This is a genomic window from Magnetococcus marinus MC-1 (genome assembly GCF_000014865.1).
GTDB classification, from domain to species: Bacteria; Pseudomonadota; Magnetococcia; order Magnetococcales; family Magnetococcaceae; genus Magnetococcus; species Magnetococcus marinus.
In genome coordinates this window covers 4,526,567-4,546,643 of sequence record NC_008576.1, presented here as the reverse complement: position 1 = coordinate 4,546,643, position 20,077 = coordinate 4,526,567, and the positions used below count along the sequence as shown (strand labels likewise).

At 53.6% G+C, this 20,077-nt stretch carries 14 protein-coding genes; 7 read left to right on the top strand and 7 right to left on the bottom strand.

All coding sequences use genetic code 11. The annotated features are described in order from the left end of the window. Positions 1-421: 421 nt before the first annotated feature. Positions 422-1,696, top strand: a complete 1,275-nt coding sequence (gene rlmD / locus MMC1_RS20745) for a 23S rRNA (uracil(1939)-C(5))-methyltransferase RlmD (protein ID WP_011715157.1) — start codon at positions 422-424, stop codon at positions 1,694-1,696. 25 nt (positions 1,697-1,721) lie between these two features. Here rlmD and MMC1_RS18565 read toward each other — a convergent pair whose 3' ends face one another. Beyond that, a complete protein-coding gene (locus MMC1_RS18565) occupies positions 1,722-2,360 on the bottom strand; it encodes a precorrin-2 dehydrogenase/sirohydrochlorin ferrochelatase family protein (protein ID WP_011715156.1) in 639 nt (212 codons plus the stop codon). A gap of 50 nt (positions 2,361-2,410) precedes the next feature. Between MMC1_RS18565 and uvrA the strand changes: the two genes are divergently transcribed. Both uvrA and MMC1_RS18555 read left to right on the top strand, forming a co-directional pair. Further along, positions 2,411-5,263 (top strand): excinuclease ABC subunit UvrA, encoded by a 2,853-nt coding sequence (gene uvrA / locus MMC1_RS18560; protein WP_011715155.1) that lies wholly within the window; start codon positions 2,411-2,413, stop codon positions 5,261-5,263. A 109-nt stretch (positions 5,264-5,372) separates the two neighbouring features. Continuing rightward, entirely contained in the window at positions 5,373-6,071 is a 699-nt protein-coding gene (locus MMC1_RS18555) for a class I SAM-dependent methyltransferase (protein WP_160162738.1), read from the top strand. 46 nt (positions 6,072-6,117) lie between these two features. On the opposite strand, the gene MMC1_RS18550 is transcribed toward MMC1_RS18555, so the two are convergent. Further along, positions 6,118-7,758 carry a hypothetical protein gene (locus MMC1_RS18550; protein ID WP_011715153.1) on the bottom strand — a complete coding sequence of 547 codons (1,641 nt, stop codon included), beginning with the start codon at positions 7,756-7,758 and terminating at the stop codon, positions 6,118-6,120. Positions 7,759-7,770: 12 nt separating this feature from the next. Beyond that, positions 7,771-8,733 carry a hypothetical protein gene (locus MMC1_RS18545; protein WP_011715152.1) on the bottom strand — a complete coding sequence of 321 codons (963 nt, stop codon included), beginning with the start codon at positions 8,731-8,733 and terminating at the stop codon, positions 7,771-7,773. A gap of 317 nt (positions 8,734-9,050) precedes the next feature. On the opposite strand from MMC1_RS18545, the gene MMC1_RS18540 reads away from it, so the two are divergent. Beyond that, positions 9,051-9,365 carry a hypothetical protein gene (locus MMC1_RS18540; RefSeq protein WP_011715151.1) on the top strand — a complete coding sequence of 105 codons (315 nt, stop codon included), beginning with the start codon at positions 9,051-9,053 and terminating at the stop codon, positions 9,363-9,365. Positions 9,366-9,460: 95 nt separating this feature from the next. Here the strand turns inward: MMC1_RS18540 and MMC1_RS18535 are convergent, their stop codons facing one another. Beyond that, positions 9,461-9,940 (bottom strand): Ros/MucR family transcriptional regulator, encoded by a 480-nt coding sequence (locus MMC1_RS18535; RefSeq protein ID WP_011715150.1) that lies wholly within the window; start codon positions 9,938-9,940, stop codon positions 9,461-9,463. A 556-nt stretch (positions 9,941-10,496) separates the two neighbouring features. On the opposite strand from MMC1_RS18535, the gene MMC1_RS18530 reads away from it, so the two are divergent. After that, positions 10,497-11,960 carry an IS4-like element ISMasp2 family transposase gene (locus MMC1_RS18530; protein ID WP_011711719.1) on the top strand — a complete coding sequence of 488 codons (1,464 nt, stop codon included), beginning with the start codon at positions 10,497-10,499 and terminating at the stop codon, positions 11,958-11,960. 267 nt (positions 11,961-12,227) lie between these two features. Further along, positions 12,228-13,691, top strand: a complete 1,464-nt coding sequence (locus MMC1_RS18525; RefSeq protein ID WP_011711719.1) for an IS4-like element ISMasp2 family transposase — start codon at positions 12,228-12,230, stop codon at positions 13,689-13,691. On the opposite strand, the gene gcvH is transcribed toward MMC1_RS18525, so the two are convergent. The 3 genes from gcvH to ftsE all read right to left on the bottom strand — a co-directional run bounded on the left by gcvH (position 13,650) and on the right by ftsE (position 15,939). After that, complete coding sequence (gene gcvH, locus MMC1_RS18520; RefSeq protein WP_011715149.1) at positions 13,650-14,072, bottom strand: glycine cleavage system protein GcvH; 423 nt, start codon at positions 14,070-14,072, stop codon at positions 13,650-13,652. The two genes, MMC1_RS18525 and gcvH, sit on opposite strands and share 42 nt — an antisense overlap. A 197-nt stretch (positions 14,073-14,269) precedes the next feature. Next, positions 14,270-15,271 carry a permease-like cell division protein FtsX gene (ftsX, locus tag MMC1_RS18515; RefSeq protein WP_011715148.1) on the bottom strand — a complete coding sequence of 334 codons (1,002 nt, stop codon included), beginning with the start codon at positions 15,269-15,271 and terminating at the stop codon, positions 14,270-14,272. Then, positions 15,268-15,939: a cell division ATP-binding protein FtsE gene (gene ftsE, locus MMC1_RS18510; RefSeq protein ID WP_041641457.1), complete on the bottom strand. Its 672-nt coding sequence runs from the start codon at positions 15,937-15,939 to the stop codon at positions 15,268-15,270. Before ftsE ends, ftsX begins: the two co-directional genes overlap by 4 nt. Positions 15,940-16,358: 419 nt before the next feature. Here ftsE and MMC1_RS20740 point away from each other — a divergent pair, with 419 nt between their 5' ends. After that, complete coding sequence (locus tag MMC1_RS20740) at positions 16,359-19,988, top strand: zinc-ribbon domain-containing protein (RefSeq protein WP_049757760.1); 3,630 nt, start codon at positions 16,359-16,361, stop codon at positions 19,986-19,988. The last annotated feature ends 89 nt before the right edge of the window (positions 19,989-20,077 follow it).

Genomic DNA, 20,077 nt, shown 5'->3' with positions numbered 1-20,077 from the left:
CTGGGCGATCCCTTGAAAAAAGCCTCAAGGGACCCCCCAGAGGGGATTAAAAGGCTGGCTCGCTGGTCGCTTACAGGCCAAAAAAACGGCCTGTAAGCTCCCCTAGCGAAGGGCGAGCCTAAAAGCAAAAAAGTCAAAAGATCAAAAGCAAAACCCTGGGGAGAGACAGAGAACTTCTCCCCCCAGACCCCCCTCTAACCTTTTTTTGATAATAGAAGCCTTACCATTAGGTGCAAGACCCGAAGTATAAAAATCAAAAGATTACAAAAAAAAACGCCCAGGAAAGGAGAGTCTGTTTCTCTCCCCTCTGGTCTTTTTTTAAGAATAAAAAGCACGCCAGTTAAGTTCAGCAACGGGGATAATAGCCAAAACCCCACGCTCAACCCACCACCCAACCCACAACAAGATCGGCTAAACCACCATGCAAATAACCATTGATAAACTCGCCTCTGGTGGATCCGGCCTCGGCTTCCATGACGGTATGGCCATCTTCGTGCCCAATACCGCCCCCGGTGATCTGGTGGAAATCGAAATAAAAACCAAACGCAAACGACACGCCCACGCCGAGCTGATAAAAATTATTCAAGCCAGCCCCAACCGCTGCGAACCCATCTGCCCCGTCTACCACCAATGCGGCGGCTGCCAACTGCAACATGTTAACCAAACCACCCGCAACACCTTCAAAGCCGCCGTGGTCAAAGAAGCCCTACAACACATCGGCAAATTTGAAAACCCACCCATGCAACCCCTGCAATCCGCCCAACCCGAAACAGGCTACCGCCGCCGCTGCGGCCTGAAAATATACTGGGTCAGAGACCATGCCGTGGTCGGCTTTTACCAAACCGCAAGCAAACGCATCGTCGACCTGCCCAACTGCCCCATCCTCCACCCTAAATTGGATGCCCTCATCCATCCCATCCGTACCCTGGTGTCCGAATTGAGCGTACGCGAGCGGCTCCCCCAAGTGGATCTAAGCTGCGGGGATGAAGGGGTGGGTATGATCCTGCACCTGCTGCGCAAACTCTCCGCAAAAGATAAAGAGATTCTAACCACTTTTGCCCATACCCATAAAATTGATCAATTGTGGATCCAATCTGGCCGTAAAGAGGACCTTACCCCCTTTATCTCACAAGAGCCCCTCCGCTACAGCCCCGACGGCAAAAGCCAGCTAAAATTTATGCCCGGCGACTTTACCCAAGCCCACTTTGAACAAAACCGCCAACTGGTCGAGCAAGTGCTCGCCTGGATTGGCCAAGGGCAACGGGTGCTGGACCTGTTTTCTGGCCTCGGTAATTTTACCCTGCCCCTGGCTCGTCAATTTACCCGTGTAACCGGCTATGAGAGCTACGAACCCGCCGTCAAACGAGGGCGTAGTAATACCACCCTACACCCCTCCGTCACCTTTAAAACCATGGATCTGTTTAGCGAAACCGCGCTAAAAACACTCCCCCTAAACCAAGTGGATGCCATGGTGGTGGATCCACCACGTGATGGGGCCGTCAACCTAGCCAAACAGATCAAAGACGCAGGGGGGCCAGCCACCATCGTCTGGGTCTCCTGCGACCCCGCCACCTTTGCCCGCGATGCCGCCATTCTCTGCGCAGGCGGCTATACCATGGAACAGGTTAAACCCCTGGATATGTTCCCCATGACCAGCCATGTGGAAGTGGTGGCCCTGTTTAAACGGCCATCATAAGGGGTGTGCCATACGGGTCAATACCCTAGTAATCATGCCGATCAAGCTTGTTCTCAAACCAAGCTCGGCTGTCGGTCTGCTGGTTAAAACGCTGCTCCTGCTGGGCCGCTAACGCGATGTGCCGCCAAAAGCGATAGCGCGTCGCCGCATGGGGTATGCGCGCCAACACGGTTTGACGCATAGCCCCAAACAGTTGCGCCAACTCTCCCCAGCCTGGCTCTAACCAAGCCTCAATGCGCTCTTTGAGCAGGCGCGATAACGAGGGACTCAACCCCCCTGTGCTCACCGCCACCGTCACATCCCCACGACGGACCACCGCCGGAACAATAAAACCACTCACCTCCGGTCCATCGGCAGAGTTGCAAAAATAACCCTTCTCGGCGCACAATAGTGCGATTTGTCGATTAAGCGCACCATCGCCAGTGGCGGCAAAGATCAGGCTCCAATGGGGCTCTAACTGCGTGGGGGTAAAAGGTTCAGCCCAATGTTCCAGTTGGCCGGTGGTAACAAGCTGGGCAATCTCATCACTCAAGTGGGGGGCCACAACGGTGATGCAAGCGCCGCTTGGCATAAGGCCGCGTAATTTGCGCTGCGCGACTTGACCTCCGCCAATCACTAAAACCGGGCGACCGGTTAAAATCAATTCAGCCATATAGTGGGCCATGATCTCTCCTGAATAGAGGATGGGTGTGGCGTTAAGGAATCGTTAAAACAATGTCGGAAGAAAAGAAGATCATTATCCGTGGTGCCCGGGAACACAACCTGAAAAATATTCATGTAGAGATCCCCCGCAACGCCCTAACCGTGATCACCGGCGTTTCCGGCTCGGGCAAATCCTCACTGGCCTTTGATACCCTCTCCGCTGAAGGCCAGCGGCGTTATGTCGAGTCCCTTTCTGCCTACGCCCGACAGTTCCTCAGCCTACAGAATAAACCCGATGTGGATGCCATCGAAGGGCTCGCCCCCAGTATCTCCATTGAGCAAAAATCCACCTCAAAAAATCCCCGCTCCACGGTGGGCACCGTCACCGAGATCTACGACTATCTACGCCTACTCTATGCCCGGGTTGGACGCCCCTACTGCTATGGCTGTGGTCGCCCCATCGAAAGCCAAACCATCAGCCAGATGGTGGATGCGGTGATGGAACTGCCAGAACGTACCCGCCTGCTGCTGCTCGCGCCCATCGTGCAAGGGCGCAAAGGTGAGTACAAAAAAGAGCTACTGGAGCTGCAAAAACAGGGGTTCACCCGAGTGGTCATTGACGGCGAAACCTATGACCTTGGCGAAACCCCCACCCTCAATAAAAAGGTTAAACACTCCATTGAGATCCTGGTGGATCGCTTGGTTGTTAAACCAGACATTCAAACCCGTATGGCCGACTCGCTGGAGACCGCCCTACGGTTAAGTGAGGGCATCGCGCGGGTGCAGACCGTGGAAGATACCCCGCAGGAGTGGCTCTTTTCCGAAAAAAATGCCTGCATTCACTGCAACATCTCCTATCCAGAGATTGAACCACGCCTCTTTTCGTTCAACAACCCCTTTGGGGCCTGTCCCAGCTGTGACGGGCTCGGTACCCAGGAGTTTTTTGATCCAGAGCTGATTGTGCCCAACCCCAGCCTCTCCCTGCGTGAAGGGGCCATTGCCCCCTGGGCTAAACCGACCCAACGCATGGCGCAAGAGTCCCTCTATACCTTGGCAGAGCACTTTGAGATCAATGTAAACCTGCCCTGGCAAGCGCTGCCCGAGCCCTTTCGAGAGATTGTGCTGTTCGGCTCAGGAGATGAGAAGGTCAAGTTTCGCTGGAAAGGATTTCGCCGCGCCCGCACCGTACACCGCCCCTGGGAAGGGGTGATCCATACCATGGAGCGGCGCTATCTGGAGACCCAATCCGAAGAGCAACGGGAACAATATCGCCAATACCGCAATGCCACACCCTGTACCGCCTGTCAGGGTAAGCGGCTGCGTAAAGAGGCCCTGCATGTCAAAGTGGGGTCCCGTAATCTGGCGGAGTTTACCGCACTGCCCCTGCGCGAAGCGCAACGCGCTATCGAAGATCTGCAATTAACCCCCCGGGAACACGCCATTGCAGAGCGCATCCTAAAAGAGGTAACCGACCGGCTCAATTTTCTGATCGCCGTGGGGCTCGACTACCTCACTCTGGACCGCACAGCGGGTACCCTCTCCGGGGGGGAGAGCCAACGCATTCGCTTAGCCAATCAGATTGGTTCCGGCTTGGTCGGGGTGCTCTATATCCTGGATGAACCCTCCATCGGCCTGCATCAGCGGGATAACCAACGGCTGCTCGATACCCTGGTGCGCTTGCGGGATCTGGGCAACACGGTGGTGGTGGTGGAGCATGATGAAGATGCCATTCGTACCGCCGACTATGTGGTGGATATGGGCCCCGGTGCCGGAGAACATGGGGGGCAGGTGGTGGCCGCAGGCACACCGGCAGAGATTATGGCCCATCCCGACTCCCTGACCGGGCACTATCTCAATGGTCAGCAAACCATTCCTGTGCCCCAACAACGGCGCCCGGTTGACCCTAAGCGGTTGATTACCCTCAAAGAGGTCTCGACCCACAATCTACAGTGTGTCACCACCCATATTCCGGTGGGGCTGCTTACTTGTATTACGGGGGTCTCCGGTTCGGGTAAATCCTCCTTGGTGTTGGATACCCTCTATCCCGCCCTGGCGCAGCGTCTGCACAATGCACGGGTGACCAGCGGTCAGTTTACCACCATTGAAGGGTTATCGCAGTTGGATAAGGTGATCCACATGGATCAAAGCCCCATTGGCCGCACCCCGCGCTCCAACCCCGCCACCTACACCGGGCTATTTACCCCCATCCGCGAACTGATGGCCGCTACCGAAGAGGCCCGTGCTAGGGGCTATAAATCGGGACGCTTCAGCTTTAATGTCAAAGGGGGACGCTGTGAGGCCTGCGCCGGGGATGGTCTGGTCAAGATTGAGATGCACTTTCTCCCCGATATTTTTGTTCAATGCGATGTCTGCCACGGTGCCCGCTATAACCGGGAGAGTTTAGAGGTCCACTATAAAGGCAAAAACATCGCCGAAATTTTGAACATGACCATTGAGGAGGCTTTAGCGTTTTTCCACGCCCACCACGCCCTGCGCGGTCGCTTGCAAACCTTAATGGATGTGGGGTTAAGCTATATGCGGTTGGGCCAGTCGGCCACCACCCTTTCGGGGGGAGAGGCGCAGCGGGTCAAGATTGCTCGGGAGCTTTCCAAGCGTTCAACCGGCAAAACCCTCTATATCTTGGATGAACCCACCACCGGCCTGCACTTTGATGATATTCGCAAGCTGGTCGAGGTGCTGCAACGTCTGGTGGAGGCGGGCAACACGGTGGTGGTTATTGAGCATAATTTGGACGTCATCAAGACGGCAGATTGGATCATTGATCTCGGTCCCGAAGGGGGCAGCCATGGAGGACAGATTTTAATCGAGGGCCAACCCGAACAGGTGGCGGCCTGCGAGGTCTCCTGGACCGGTCGTTATTTAAAGCCCTTTTTACAGCGTGAATGCGTTGCCTTAGGGGTATGAAACAGGGATGATGGGCCAAGACCACCGGCCTGCTTCCTCTATACCTGTGTGGCCTTTTACCGCTTGCTTTACCCGCAAGCTTGTTGTTGACCCAATCCAGGATGACCTCATGCCCCACACTACGCCCACTTACCATACCAACTTCACCTTCCATGATCGGGTGAGCCGGGCTGAGTATATCTGGCGTAAATATACCCCCCTCTTGCAGGAGTCGGTGTTGGATCTAGGGGCGTGGCAATGCCACCTGCGCCACCATGTGCCCGCTACGGCCCACTATGTTGGGGTGGATCTGGATACGGAACATGGTAATCCCGATGTGGTGGCCAATCTGGACCATGGGCAGGTGCCGTTTGCCGATAACAGCTTTGCCTGTGTGGTCTGCACCGATGTGTTGGAGCATCTGGAAAGCCCCCACGCCATGCTGGATGAGATGTGCCGGGTAAGCCGGGCATATGTGATTCTCTCTCTGCCCAACCCCGTGGGGGATTTTTATCACGCGCTCTGTAGTGGACGCCCGATCACCATGAAATATTACGCCCTTTCCAAAAATCAACACGACCGCCACAAATGGTTTTTCTCCCTGCACGATGCCCAGCAGTTACTCGAACAAAAGGCCCAGCAGCACGGTATGCAGATGGTGCAGATCGACTTTCCCCGCATGACCCCTGAAGAGGGTTATGGTTGGCGCGGTTGGTTGCGACGTCAGGCGCGGAATTATCTGTTTCGCCACAGTCCAGAGATACCCCATCTCTACCATAAAGAGATGTGGGTGGTGATGAAAAAAGAGAGCCCGGCAAGCGGGGCTTAAAATTCAAAGATCAAGCCAGAGCGTCTGGGATTCATGAACGATCGGGCTAGAGTTGATGGATCACCAATTGGCGGTAGGGGATCTGCCAACCGTGGGTGATGGCGCACTCCACCGCCAACCCCTGTAGATCCCGCGAGGTTTCGGTGTAGCGCGCGGCCACCGATCCGGTAAATTGAGCCAAGATGCGATAATCCAAAGAGGAGTCCGCCGCCCGCTCAAACTGCACCGTCAATGCCAGCAAGCCCTCACCATAGCGTTGCAGTAAGCCCGCCTTAATACCCTGCTCCAGTTGTTGAGGGATCTGGGTAAGGGCGTGGTTGAGGTGGTGATAATCGACACCAAAATGTGTCTCCACCGCAAAACCATGGGAGAGATTAACCGGCTGGGTGGCTAAAAAACTGGGCACGTCGTAGGTTTTGATGGCACCCCCCTCCAAACGAATGCGCACCTGCTCATCGGTGATCTGCATCACCTGGGCAGGCTGGCCATCGGGCAGCAAAATATACTCCTGCATGGCACAGGGAAACCACGCTTCATCCGCCGTAAATGGGCGAGAACGTAGCTCTAACAGCACCGACAGGGGTACATGCAGCAACTCACCTTGCACACAGGGGTTACGTAGGGTGGTGTGCAAGTTGAGGCTAACCACCGCCCAAGGCAGATTTTTATAGTGAATACGCTCACCCTCTCGCACCTCGCCGAGGTTGAGCAGCAGGCGCACCTCGCGCACATAACCGGGGACAGAGGTGCGCAGTAACCAAACCATCGCCGCGACAATCAGAATCGCCACCGCTTGCAGGGCACGATCGCCACGCATATTAAAGACATAAAAGAGCGCAATCAGGGCGAACAAGGCCGCAATACTTTGATAACTTAGTGCCATAACCCGTTGGATTTTACGGCGCTGGGCATTGCGTCCCCCCAGGGCGCGTTGCAGGGTAGCGCGCATGAGCCCCATAATAAGATAGACAGCCAGGGCGGCCCCCAGCGCTAAAATCAGGGTTAGGCCCCGACCAAATAGAAATTCATGCAGTTTTTCACGGACACTCTTCTCCTTTTTGGCGGCATCCTGTTCCAGATTTACCAACTGTAGACGATTAACCCCTAACAGATGTTGATGGGTGGCGCGTTGGTTCTGCCAGCCGCGCTGAATCTCTTTAAAACGGGCCAATGCGCCTTCGCTCAAACCCTGGGTGCTGGCCTTTTGCAGATGCTCTAATGCGCCATTGATGGTCGCCAATCGACTTTCATGAAACTCGATGCGTTTGTTTAGGTTATCTCGTTTGCGTTGCTGTTCGGTGAGCTTGCGCAGTTCACTCATGATGGGTTGTACAATCTCCAGCAGCTCATTTTGCCAATCAAACTTCTTTTTTTCGGCCTCATCCTCTGGCCGAATTAAGGTTTCGCCACCGGTCATAATCATTTCAAAGGCGCGTTCTTGCTCGACGAGCTGCTTTTGGCTCTCATCCAATTGGGCTTTTAAAAGCTCTTTGCGCTTGTCGGTTTTCGCCTGTTTAAGGGCCTCTTCAAGAGCAGCCAACATCTGTTGGCGCTGCATAAGGTCCTGGTGAATCTCATTGAGTTTTAACAAACTATCCTGGGCCAAGGTGGTGACAGGGGCATCCTGGGCCAAACAGGGTAAGGGGAGCAGCAACAACCAGCAGAGTAAGAGGAGAGGACGCAGCATCAGAAATTCCTTTTAGGCAAACCACGGGCCATTGGCCAATTTAAACCAGCGGCGCCGCGCGATCGTAAGGTGTGCAATATGGTTGGCATGTTCCATACTGCGCCCGGCATACCACAACTCCACCGTGTGTTCGTCGGGATGCATGCTAAAACTGGAACGATAGAGGGTTTGAGCCGCCCAACTCGGTGCATCCAGTGGTGAGAGCAGCGGACGCCGCCCACAGCGCCACACCAAAGGATCCTTGCTACTTAGTAGAAATAGGCGGTTGGGACCTCCCCCTAGGGGATCAGCCTGGATAAGCATAAAAAAAAGTGCACTAGGTGCATCATACAGCAGATCCAGATGAGAGGGGGTATAACCCGGCAGGGTAAGGGCCACCGGCTGTGGCTGGGACCACTGCACACCGTTGTGACTGCGGCGTAGCTCTAAGATGCGGCCACCGCTCATATTAACCGACAGCATAAGGATCTCGCCCCGATACCAAAGCAGGCCAGGGGAGCGAATGGTTTGATAGGGCAAGCTTAAAATGCGCACTGGGGGGCTCCAGTGTCGGCCATCGGCACTGCACATGCGCAGCAGGTCCTGCTGCTGGTGACGTTGGGTGTGTAAAAAATAGAGCCACAACTGCTGCTGTTGCGGGTTAAAAAACATATCTGGATCGGCGTGAAAACCACTCGTTGGACGCTCTACCAGCGGGTTTCGCAGACCCTCGGGGGGTTGCCAGTTCTCTCCATCATGGCTGACCAGGATAGAGGGATTTTCCACGCTCTCATCCAAAAAAGGGTAGGGGGTAGTCACCATCCAAAATCGGTAGCCCTGCCAGGGCTGGCCAAAATCTAGGACATCCGGATGGGTAACCTGCCCGGAGTGCTCATAGGTTGGGGTTATCATAGGCTGCTGGGCATGGGTCAAGGCCGATGGCCAATGCAGCTTGCGACGAATGCGCTTCCAAAGCTGTTGCAGACGCCAATGCATAAGTGTTAACCCTATCTTCAAATATAGTAGGTCAGGTGTAACCGTGCGGCCATGTGACACGCTGGTAGGCTTATAGGTGGCCGCTCCATACTAAGGTAAAAAACGGAGATTTTGCCATCTTCTTGGCATCAATAAACCAATTTCATGGCTCCCACCCCATTTCATTTGCTATGGTAGCGGGGGTGGTGTTCTCCCCCTTGAATAAGAACGGCTAAATCCAAAGGGTCGACACCTTCTGGTCGTGGTCCATGGGTTCAGGTGCAGCCTGCATACATTGTCAACAGAGTCTAGGCCCCTAGAGGTAAGGAAACGGTCGCGTGAAACTGGAGATCGAGGCACGACGGGACGAACAAAACGCGCTTTGGGTATCAACCTGTGCCCATTTTCCCAAATTGCGGATTACGGGCCGCTCCGACACGGAGCTAAGAAAAAAATGGCATCAGGCCATTATTCCACTTTTGATTAAAAAACAACAACAAAGTCAAGCAACGCCGCCACCCCCCCCCACCCCTGTGGTGGAGGAACCCAAAAAAATTCGCCCCCGTGCCAGCCGCAGTGATCAGCCTCGACCACCTGCGGGATCTGCTGCGGTGAATAAACCCAAATATGAGCTTATTATCCACTATAGCTAGCGTGTGGTTATAAGAGATATGCCCATGAAAAACGCCCACATCATCTATGTGGGCGTTTTTCATGGGACGCTATAGTTAAGCAACCGGATGGGATTCTATTTTTTGCGAGCCTTGTGCAGTTTATCCCCCAGTCCAGAATCAATGGCCAGCTTGCGACGCTTGGCCGAGTAGTCGGGGGAGACCACTGGGTAGCTGGTGGGTAGATCAAACATGGCACGGTACTCATCCAGCTCCAAGTGGTGGGAGCGGGTAAGGTGCCCTTTTAAGGTTTTGCAGGGTTTGCCGCAAATCAGACAGGTTACAAAGGCATCGGAAATACTATCGGCAATGGCCACCGCAGGGGTAGGTTTGCCGCTGGGTTGTCCCACTTCGTTAGCAACCAGCACAGGGGCTAATTCCACCTTAGGGGCCACCACAGAAGGGGCTGCCAAGGGGGGGTCGGCTGGCTGGCTGAGCCCCGTCAGAGATGCGTGAACTTCTTTGATAAATTGGGGTATTTCACGGGCTGTAATGGAATTGTTGCGCACAAAGGCTTCAACAATTTGAGCGGTTTTTTGAACCATATCCGATGACATGTTTAAACACTCCTACAATGGGCAAAATCTTAATTTAACGGTAAAAAGAAAACAGCCAATAGCAGGGCGTGTTAGGAACGTAGACCCAACCATTAACAGGCTTTTAGGGTTTAACCAAAGATTGACAGAGCAACAACTCATGCAACCGTCATAGGCGTACATACAGGTTTATTGAAGGTACGGCTATTAGGGTACAGCATGTGAAAAAAGTGAGCCTCCTTGTCCCAACCAAACGATGCATTGAATCGTATTGCGACAAGGAGAACGCATTAAATCCTATAACAAGCCTTTACGTTTTACCAATATAAAAACGATAAATAACCGAATTTGTACGAATGTTATAGGTATGCAGGGACGGACGAAGATGGCATAGGGAGATATAAATTTACAATAGACTGAATATTTTCAGTAGGATATATCATAACTCAAGTTTCGCAGTTCGTTGACCGATCAATTGGACTGATATTTGCCAACCAAGTCAAGGGCAAAGCTGCCTCGTGTATGCTATAATTCTGGTGTCGAATCAGTCAGATAGCTCAGGGACGAGGCCAGCTTCATGAATCAGCATAACAGGGAACAGGCTACTGTGCCTACCCCCATGATTGACGAGATCAAAACCCAATCCTTTGGAGTATTCGGCGTAGATAACGCTATCGTCGATTTTCTCCAGGAAATTGGCTTCCAGGCGATATTCAATCGGCGCGGATGGAGCAAACGAACGGGGAAGGATCTTCCGACGCTGATCATGTTACTGATCCTGCATCCTCTGTTGAAGGTGCCATCCATTCACCTTTTTTGCCGCGACCACTTTCTGTCGGTCTTCGCGGTAGGCAAGGATACCTTCTACCGGTTGCTCCAACGCCAATTTCCATGGCGGAATGCGCATTGGGCGCTAATCAAAAAGTTACTACCCCAGTGGCGAACGCTGGATCTCGGCCCCGGCTACCTTGTTGCCGATACCACCGTCAAAGAGAAGCGTGGTGATCGTATTGAAGGTGTTTGCTGGCATCATGACCACAATACCGGCCGCTCAGTTGCAGGTTTTGAAGCAGCCCACTTGGTCTGGGTTAACAAGCAGGGAACCTTGCCACTGGATGCCGCTTTGCGTTTTTCAAAGCGGCCTCTGATCAGCAATCTGCTCCACATCCTCAGTTACCGGTTCGATTGTCGCTCACATCTTGGACGGCGTTACCGTGAGGCGGCCAAGATGTCTAAGCTTGATCAGACTGTCGACATGGTTGCCAGAGCCATTCAAGCTGGGATTCCGGCCCAGTATTTTCTCGCCGATGCTTGGTACTCATCGGTTAAGTTCGTCAAGAAAATCCTGGATCTGGGCGTGGTCCCCCTGATCCGATGGAAGCGCAACAACACCAAGTTCCTATTCCAGGGCGAGAGACTGACCAGTGCCGAACTTTACACCCGGTTTGCCAAGGGCAAGATCAGGAAAGCTAAGGGGTCCAAGCGCTTCAAAGGAACCTTCCTAGATGCAGAGCACCCCGAAATCGGCCTTATACGTCTGTTCTTCGTCCGGCTGATCGATCCGAAAACCGGCTCGAAGGAGTGGGCCGTCTTTCTGACCACAGACCGGTCAATGGGGCTGTCAAATATGATCGAGCACTACGCCAACCGCTGGGGAATCGAAGTTTTCTACAAGGAATCCAAACAGCACCTTGGTTTCCTTAATGAATCCGTCCGATCCTTCGAAGCAGTCATCGCCTGCCTACACCTAGCTGCCATGCGCCATGCTGTTCTCTCCAGCATGGTGGCGATCAAAGGCAGCCAGCGGGATCAACTCGCCCACAATCTGGCCGCTTTGACCTATGCCCGAAAGCTCTGGCATACCTTCCGCGCCATCTTCAATGATGCCCTTGGCCGAACATCCATTCTTGAAAATCACCAAAAAAACGAGGTAATTGAACTCTTTGAACAGGAGGTCGAGGCTTGGCTCAGCAAGGCATTGATGCTCGATCCCCTTGGTTCACAACGTCAAATTCTGGCCGAAACGAACTGCGAAACTTGAGATCATAATAAGCACAATACTATAATGAAATACATAGTTGTGGAGATTTCATTAAAAAACCCCGCTTTAGCGGGGTTTTTTTAAAACAGGCTATCTCCAAGGCAGGGTTGTCAATACCACGCCTTTAACAGGTTTCTCAAGTTTCGCAGTTCGTTGACCGATCAATTGGACTGATATTTGCCAACCAAGTCAAGGGCAAAGCTGCCTCGTGTATGCTATAATTCTGGTGTCGAATCAGTCAGATAGCTCAGGGACGAGGCCAGCTTCATGAATCAGCATAACAGGGAACAGGCTACTGTGCCTACCCCCATGATTGACGAGATCAAAACCCAATCCTTTGGAGTATTCGGCGTAGATAACGCTATCGTCGATTTTCTCCAGGAAATTGGCTTCCAGGCGATATTCAATCGGCGCGGATGGAGCAAACGAACGGGGAAGGATCTTCCGACGCTGATCATGTTACTGATCCTGCATCCTCTGTTGAAGGTGCCATCCATTCACCTTTTTTGCCGCGACCACTTTCTGTCGGTCTTCGCGGTAGGCAAGGATACCTTCTACCGGTTGCTCCAACGCCAATTTCCATGGCGGAATGCGCATTGGGCGCTAATCAAAAAGTTACTACCCCAGTGGCGAACGCTGGATCTCGGCCCCGGCTACCTTGTTGCCGATACCACCGTCAAAGAGAAGCGTGGTGATCGTATTGAAGGTGTTTGCTGGCATCATGACCACAATACCGGCCGCTCAGTTGCAGGTTTTGAAGCAGCCCACTTGGTCTGGGTTAACAAGCAGGGAACCTTGCCACTGGATGCCGCTTTGCGTTTTTCAAAGCGGCCTCTGATCAGCAATCTGCTCCACATCCTCAGTTACCGGTTCGATTGTCGCTCACATCTTGGACGGCGTTACCGTGAGGCGGCCAAGATGTCTAAGCTTGATCAGACTGTCGACATGGTTGCCAGAGCCATTCAAGCTGGGATTCCGGCCCAGTATTTTCTCGCCGATGCTTGGTACTCATCGGTTAAGTTCGTCAAGAAAATCCTGGATCTGGGCGTGGTCCCCCTGATCCGATGGAAGCGCAACAACACCAAGTTCCTATTCCAGGGCGAGAGACTGACCAGTGCCGAACTTTACACCCGGTTTGCCAAGGGCAAGATCAGGAAAGCTAAGGGGTCCAAGCGCTTCAAAGGAACCTTCCTAGATGCAGAGCACCCCGAAATCGGCCTTATACGTCTGTTCTTCGTCCGGCTGATCGATCCGAAAACCGGCTCGAAGGAGTGGGCCGTCTTTCTGACCACAGACCGGTCAATGGGGCTGTCAAATATGATCGAGCACTACGCCAACCGCTGGGGAATCGAAGTTTTCTACAAGGAATCCAAACAGCACCTTGGTTTCCTTAATGAATCCGTCCGATCCTTCGAAGCAGTCATCGCCTGCCTACACCTAGCTGCCATGCGCCATGCTGTTCTCTCCAGCATGGTGGCGATCAAAGGCAGCCAGCGGGATCAACTCGCCCACAATCTGGCCGCTTTGACCTATGCCCGAAAGCTCTGGCATACCTTCCGCGCCATCTTCAATGATGCCCTTGGCCGAACATCCATTCTTGAAAATCACCAAAAAAACGAGGTAATTGAACTCTTTGAACAGGAGGTCGAGGCTTGGCTCAGCAAGGCATTGATGCTCGATCCCCTTGGTTCACAACGTCAAATTCTGGCCGAAACGAACTGCGAAACTTGAGCAGGTTTCAAGCCAAGCGGTATACGCTTGGGCGGTAAGCAATGCATCCATTTGTGCAGGATCTTCGGGTTTCAAGCGTAACATCCACCCTTTACCATAGGGATCTTCGTTAACCAACTCTGGGGCTTCTGCGAGGTCTGGATTGGTTGCGATCACCTGCCCGGTGATGGGTGAAAAGAGGTCCGATGCGGCTTTAACCGATTCAACCACACCGAAGGTACCCCCCATTTGCAGGGTATCTTCTACCTGGGGGAGCTCCACAAACACCACATCGCCCAATTGATCGGCGGCAAAGCGGGTAATGCCGATCACCACCTCATCCCCTTCTTTACGTAGCCACTCATGGTCTTTGGTATAGTATAGTTCCTGCGGAATGGACATGGGGATCTCCCTGACAGAAAAGTTGAAATTTTGCAGCCCATAGGGTGGTCAAAAATGGATCTTTTGTAAAGTGCCCACCGCAGCAAAACAGCATAAGTTAGCGTAACCTTTTGAAAGGTTTGGCGAACCTACATTTGTGCGCCACAAAGCTGTAGGGGGTTGTCGCAAGCCAGCGAAATCCCACCAGGAGGCCATTTCTAACGCTCGCTGAGGAAACGCATGGTCGATAGAATGGCTCCAATTAAACCCAACATAATACCAATGGCCAGAATCAAGGCCGATTGGGAAAGGGGGAGTGGAACCAAGATGAGGGTAAATCCAAAACTGCTGCCCAGATCGTGGATCGCATGTGCCGCGAGTTGATGAAACAAAACCAACAGCAGCAGCGCCCCAACAGCACCCAGAATACCCTGAATAATGCCCTCGTAGACAAAGGGTGCCTTAATAAAGCCGTCGGTTGCGCCGATAAAGCGCATTACCTCAATCTCATCTTTACGGGCCACAATGGTTAGTTTAAGGGTGTTGGAGATAATAAAGGCAACCGCCGTCAGAAGTAAAAACGACAATACATTGCCCCCCATGCGTACGGAACGCACAACCAGATCAAGCCGCTCTACCCACTGGCGGTTATAGGTAACGGCATCGACGCCATCCCACCCGGTAGCCTGTTGCGCCAGCTCTTTGGTTTTATGTTCATGACCGGGGGCCAGTTTAAACTCAAGGGAGTAGGGCAGGGGATTTTCATCCAGCCCGTTGAGCAGGCCCGCTTCGGTACCCAACAGCGCCTTCATACGGGTTAGGGCGGTGCTGGGGGAGACAGCGTTCAGTTCGATCACGCCAGGATATTGGGCCAACTGCTGATAGACGTTATCCATTTGATTTTGGTTGGCGTGTACACTTAAAAAGAGAGCGATCATGTTATCCCCACGCCACTGTTCCAGCACCATATTGGCATTGGTAACCAGCAGGGCAAAGGCACCATAAATGGTCAAAGAGAGGGCAATGACCACAATGGTGGTCCAGTGGGCCATAGAGCCACTGCGGAACTGACCAATGGCTTGACGTATGGCCCGATGATGGAACCCCCCACTGAGCTTAGGTGGCTTAGTGGGTTGGGGTATGGTGGGGGTCATAGGCGCGGTTTTGCGCATGCGACGTTGGGGGCGACTGCGGCTGACCGAGCGGGTAGGGCGGTTCATGGGCGTCCCTCCAGCGTGGTGAGGATTTGTCCATCTTCCATAATGATGATGGGGTGCCCCATCTGTTGGGCCATCTCCACATCATGGGTGACCACAATAATGGTGGTACCTTGCTGATGAAGGGATTGAAACAGCCCCATGATACGTTGGCCCATGGCTTTATCCAGGTTGCCGGTGGGTTCATCGGCAATGACCAGAGGGGGTCGGTTAACGATGGCCCGGGCGATGGCGACCCGTTGTTGTTCGCCACCCGAGAGGGCGATGGGGTTGTGGAACATGCGTTCTTTAAGTCCCACATACTCCAGGGTGCGTTCGACCTGAATTTCAATTTTGTCGGTGGGTTGCCCCGCGACCTCCATGGCCAAGGCCACGTTTTCATAAACGGTTCGGTCGTAGAGCAGTTTATAATCCTGAAAAATGACGCCAATGCCCCGCCGTAGCGCGGGCAATTGCTTATGGGGCAGGTGTTCGATATTGCGATTATTAAGTAGAATGGCCCCCTCTGAGGGGGTTTCTGCCTGATAGATCAGTTTCAGGATGGAGGTTTTTCCTGCACCGGAGTGACCGGTTAGAAAGATAAACTGACCGGGTTTGATATGAAAGCTGATGTTGTGCAGCGCTTCAAACCCGGTTGCGTAACGTAGGCTGACATTATGAAAACGTACCATGGTCCCATCCATGTAACCCTGGGGCGGAAAATCGGATGGCGCGGTTAAAACGCCATCACACCATTAACAGACGCTAGGAACAGTCAAAAAATTTACACAACATAATGAAATATATTGACATGCAAAATGATACAGCAGGGAGATAAGGCTCTTTTTTGCACACCCGGAACCATGGTAACGTTCCAAGGGTCAGGACTCAACGGGCGCTGATATAAAGCCATGGGTTGGAACGCGGCACCGCAACCCCTAGAGCACGGTTGCGTGGTTGGTAACAATGGAACAATAATTGCTTTTTATTTTGTTGCGGGTTCCCTGTGGGTAATGTGGCGGGTATCTCGCATAGGATATTGAATTGGTTGAGATATTGCTGCTTCGTAGGGCTGTTTCAGCGCCAGTTGAGGACGGAACCGGAGAACATCGTGATCGTAACCTGTGAAAATTGTGATGCACGTTTTGACGTTGATCCTCAGTTATTGGGGTCCAAAGGGCGCAAATTAAAGTGCTCTCAGTGCCATCATATTTTTTTCCAAGCACCTCCTGAGCCAAAGTCAGCGCAGCCCCCTGCGTCAGAGCAGCCTGGGCTTGAGGATGAAAGCACAGCGCAAGATAACGACACAGAGTCCCGTGACTATGCTGAGTTTGCCTTTGAGGAGTCACCCTTAGAAGAGGTGGATCTGGATGAGATCGAAAAACTGACGGCTCAAGCCACGCTGGACATGGCGCTGGAAGCCACCCGAGATAAGCGTCAGGAGCCCAGTTTTGACGAGGATACGCAGGTTGATGAGGATGCGGTCATTGAGCCCAGCTTGGAGGAGGTGGATGTTGACCAGATGATCCAAGCCGCGACCGCGTTGCCCACGGAGCCTGAAGCAGCTTCCGAAGCTGAGGAAGAGCTTGAGGCTGAGGAAGAGCTTGAGGCTGAGGAAGAGCCCGAAGCCGAGGAAGAGCCCGAAGCCGAGGAAGAGCCCGAAGCCGAGGAAGAGCCTGAGGCTGAGGAAGAGCTTGAGGCTGAGGAAGAGCCCGAAGCGGAGGAAGAGCCCGAAGCCGAGGAAGAGTCCGAAGCGGAGGAAGAGTCCGAAGCGGAGGAAGAGCCCGAAGCGGAGGAAGAGTCCGAAGTTGAGGAAGCGCCCGAAGTTGAGGAAGAACTTGAGCTAGAAGAAGAAGCTGAGGAAGAGCCCGAAGCCGAGGAAGAAGCTGCGCCCGAAGCCGAGGAAGAAGCTGCGCCCGAAGTTGAGGAAGAGCCTGAAGTCGAGGAAGAACTTGAGCTAGAAGAAGAAGCCGAGGAAGAGTCTGAAGCCGAGGAAGAGTCTGAAGCCGAGGAAGAAGCTGCGCCCGAAGCCGAGGAAGAAGCTGCGCCCGAAGCCGAGGAAGAAGCTGCGCCCGAAGCCGAGGAAGAAGCTGCGCCCGAAGCCGAGGAAGAAGCTGCGCCCGAAGTTGAGGAAGAGCCTGAAGTCGAGGAAGAACTTGAGCTAGAAGAAGAAGCTGAGGAAGCGCCTGAAGCCGAGGAAGCGCCCGAAATCGAGGAAGAGCTTGAGGCTGAGGAAGAGCTTGAGGCTGAGGAAGAGCTTGAGGCTGAGGAAGAGCTTGAGGCTGAGGAAGAGCTTGAGGCTGAGGAAGAGCTTGAGGCTGAGGAAGAGCTTGAGGCTGAGGAAGAGCTTGAGGCTGAGGAAGAGCTTGAGGCTGAGGAAGAGCTTGAGGCTGAGGAAGAGCTTGAGGCTGAGGAAGAGCTTGAGGCTGAGGAAGAGCTTGAGGCTGAGGAAGAGCTTGAGGCTGAGGAAGAGCTTGAGGCTGAGGAAGAGCCCGAAGCTGAGGAAGCGCCCGAAATCGAGGAAGAGCTTGAGGCTGAGGAAGAATCAGAAGCTGAGGAAGTGCCCGAAATCGAGGAAGAGCTTGAGGCTGAGGAAGAGCCCGAAGTTGAGGAAGAGCCCGAAGTTGAGGAAGAGCCTGAAGTCGAGGAAGAGCCTGAAGTCGAGGAAGAGCCTGAAGTCGAGGAAGAGCCTGAAGTCGAGGAAGAGCCTGAAGTCGAGGAAGAGCCTGAAGTCGAGGAAGAGCCTGAAGTCGAGGAAGAACTTGAGCTAGAAGAAGAAGCTGAGGAAGCGCCCGAAGTTGAGGAAGAACTTGAGCTAGAAGAAGAAGCCGAGGAAGAAGCTGCGCCCGAAGTTGAGGAAGAGCCTGAAGCTGAGGAAGAGTCCGAAGCCGAGGAAGAAGCTGCGCCCGAAGTTGAGGAAGAACTTGAGCTAGAAGAAGAAGCTGAGGAAGAGCCCGAAGCCGAGGAAGAGCTTGAGGCCGAAGAAGAGCCCGAAGCTGAGGAAGAGCCCGAAGCCGAAGAAGAGCCCGAAGCCGAAGAAGAGCCCGAAGCTGAGGAAGAGCCCGAAGCTGAGGAAGAGCCCGAAGCTGAGGAAGAGCCCGAAGCCGAAGAAGAGCCCGAAGCCGAAGAAGAGCCCGAAGCCGAAGATGCCTTTGCTCTTGATGTGGATGAGCAGGTTCCCGCCGCTGACTTTGCGGATGATGGTGATTTCTTGAGCGAATCGGCTCTACAAGAGGAGCAGGATAAGCTCTTGGATGTAGACGATTTTAATGCCGCCACCATGGTAGAGCCTGCGTCCCTGGTAGAAGAAGATGAATTGGATCTGGCCGAGGTGATGGAAAATGCCGAACGCACAGCGGATGAGGCGTTTAATCCTTCGGCCATGGCGGAGCCGGATCTGTTGGAGTCTGAATTACAGTTAGAAGATGTGGAAGCCGAGGTGGTTGAAGAGGGGGGTGCTGAGCTGACTCTGGAGGGTGAAGAGCAGGCCGCTTTTGCAGACCTGTTAACCGAAGAGGACGACCTCTCCGCGCTGGCCGATGATGCGTTGGATCTGGATGATGACGATGATGTGACGGTGTTGGCTGATCCCCCCGCCATGGATCTGGAGGGGCTGGTCGATGCGGTGGAGAGCGATCACGAAGTCGCCTTTGAAGATGAATCTGTCGAGGCTTTTGCGCCCCTGGGCGATGACCTGCCCAATGATCTGGATGACTTGACGGAACTGGTGAATGAGCCCGGTGGGGAGCTGATGCTGGATGATGATCTTGCCGCCCTAGCGCCATCCCCGGTAATGCAGGAGCGTTTGGTTCCGGCAGATGGTATGGATGAGCTCTCTGCGCTGGCCTCCGATGATCAGGATGAGATCAACCTAGATCTGCCAGAATCCAATGATCTAAGCCTAGGGGATCTGGGTGAGGCCGAATCGTGGTCGCCGGATGATGAGCTGCTCGAACCAGAAGATGAGACCATTTTGGCGGTGCCCGACTCCGATGAGACCATTGAGGAGCTGGATTTTCCTGAGCCGGATATTCCGCAGCCCAAGGAGGAGATCATTGAGCTGGATTATGGCCAACAAGAAGAGGAGCCCTTTGATCTAAGCAGCAGCCCCGATGATGAGGATGAGGATCTGGAGTGGGCCAACACGGCGACTCCAGCCAAGGAAAAGGGGGGGCTTGGAGGGTTGCTAGGTTGGGGGGTGGCGGCCATGATGCTGTTGGCGGTCATCGGTGCTTGGTTTGGCAAAGATTATCTCAGCCGTGGTGGGGCCACCAACCGTGTGGATGACTTCACCCTAGATGGTGTCGAGGTAAAATGGCGGGAATCTGACCATGGTGTGCTGCTGATTGTTGAAGGCAGCATGACCAACCAGATGAATCGCCGTTCAGCCCGTCGCCCTATGATGGCCCGCGTAACCTTGTTGGATGAAAACAACCGCAATCTCAACTCGGTAAGCGTGATCCCAGAGCGGATTATTCCCGAACGGGCGATGAATTTAAACCCAAACAATATGGCGCGGATTATTACCAAACAGGGGGACATTGAAACACGCTTCAATAAGATGAACCCCAAGCAACCGGTCAAGTTCCAAGCGATCTTTATGGATCCACCCATGGAGGCGGTGCGTTACCGGATTGATTTTGATGCCACCCCCGAGGCCGAGTGGGAAAAACAGAAAAAGGCTCGATCTCAAGCCATTAAAAATCGTGAGGGTACAACCACCTTTATGGGCAATTTTTAAAGCGACCACACCCCCGCAGTGAGGCTTGCAGCCACCCCTTAGGGTGGTTATCCGCCAAGGGAAGCGTGTGTGGGGGTTCAGGGGAAAAG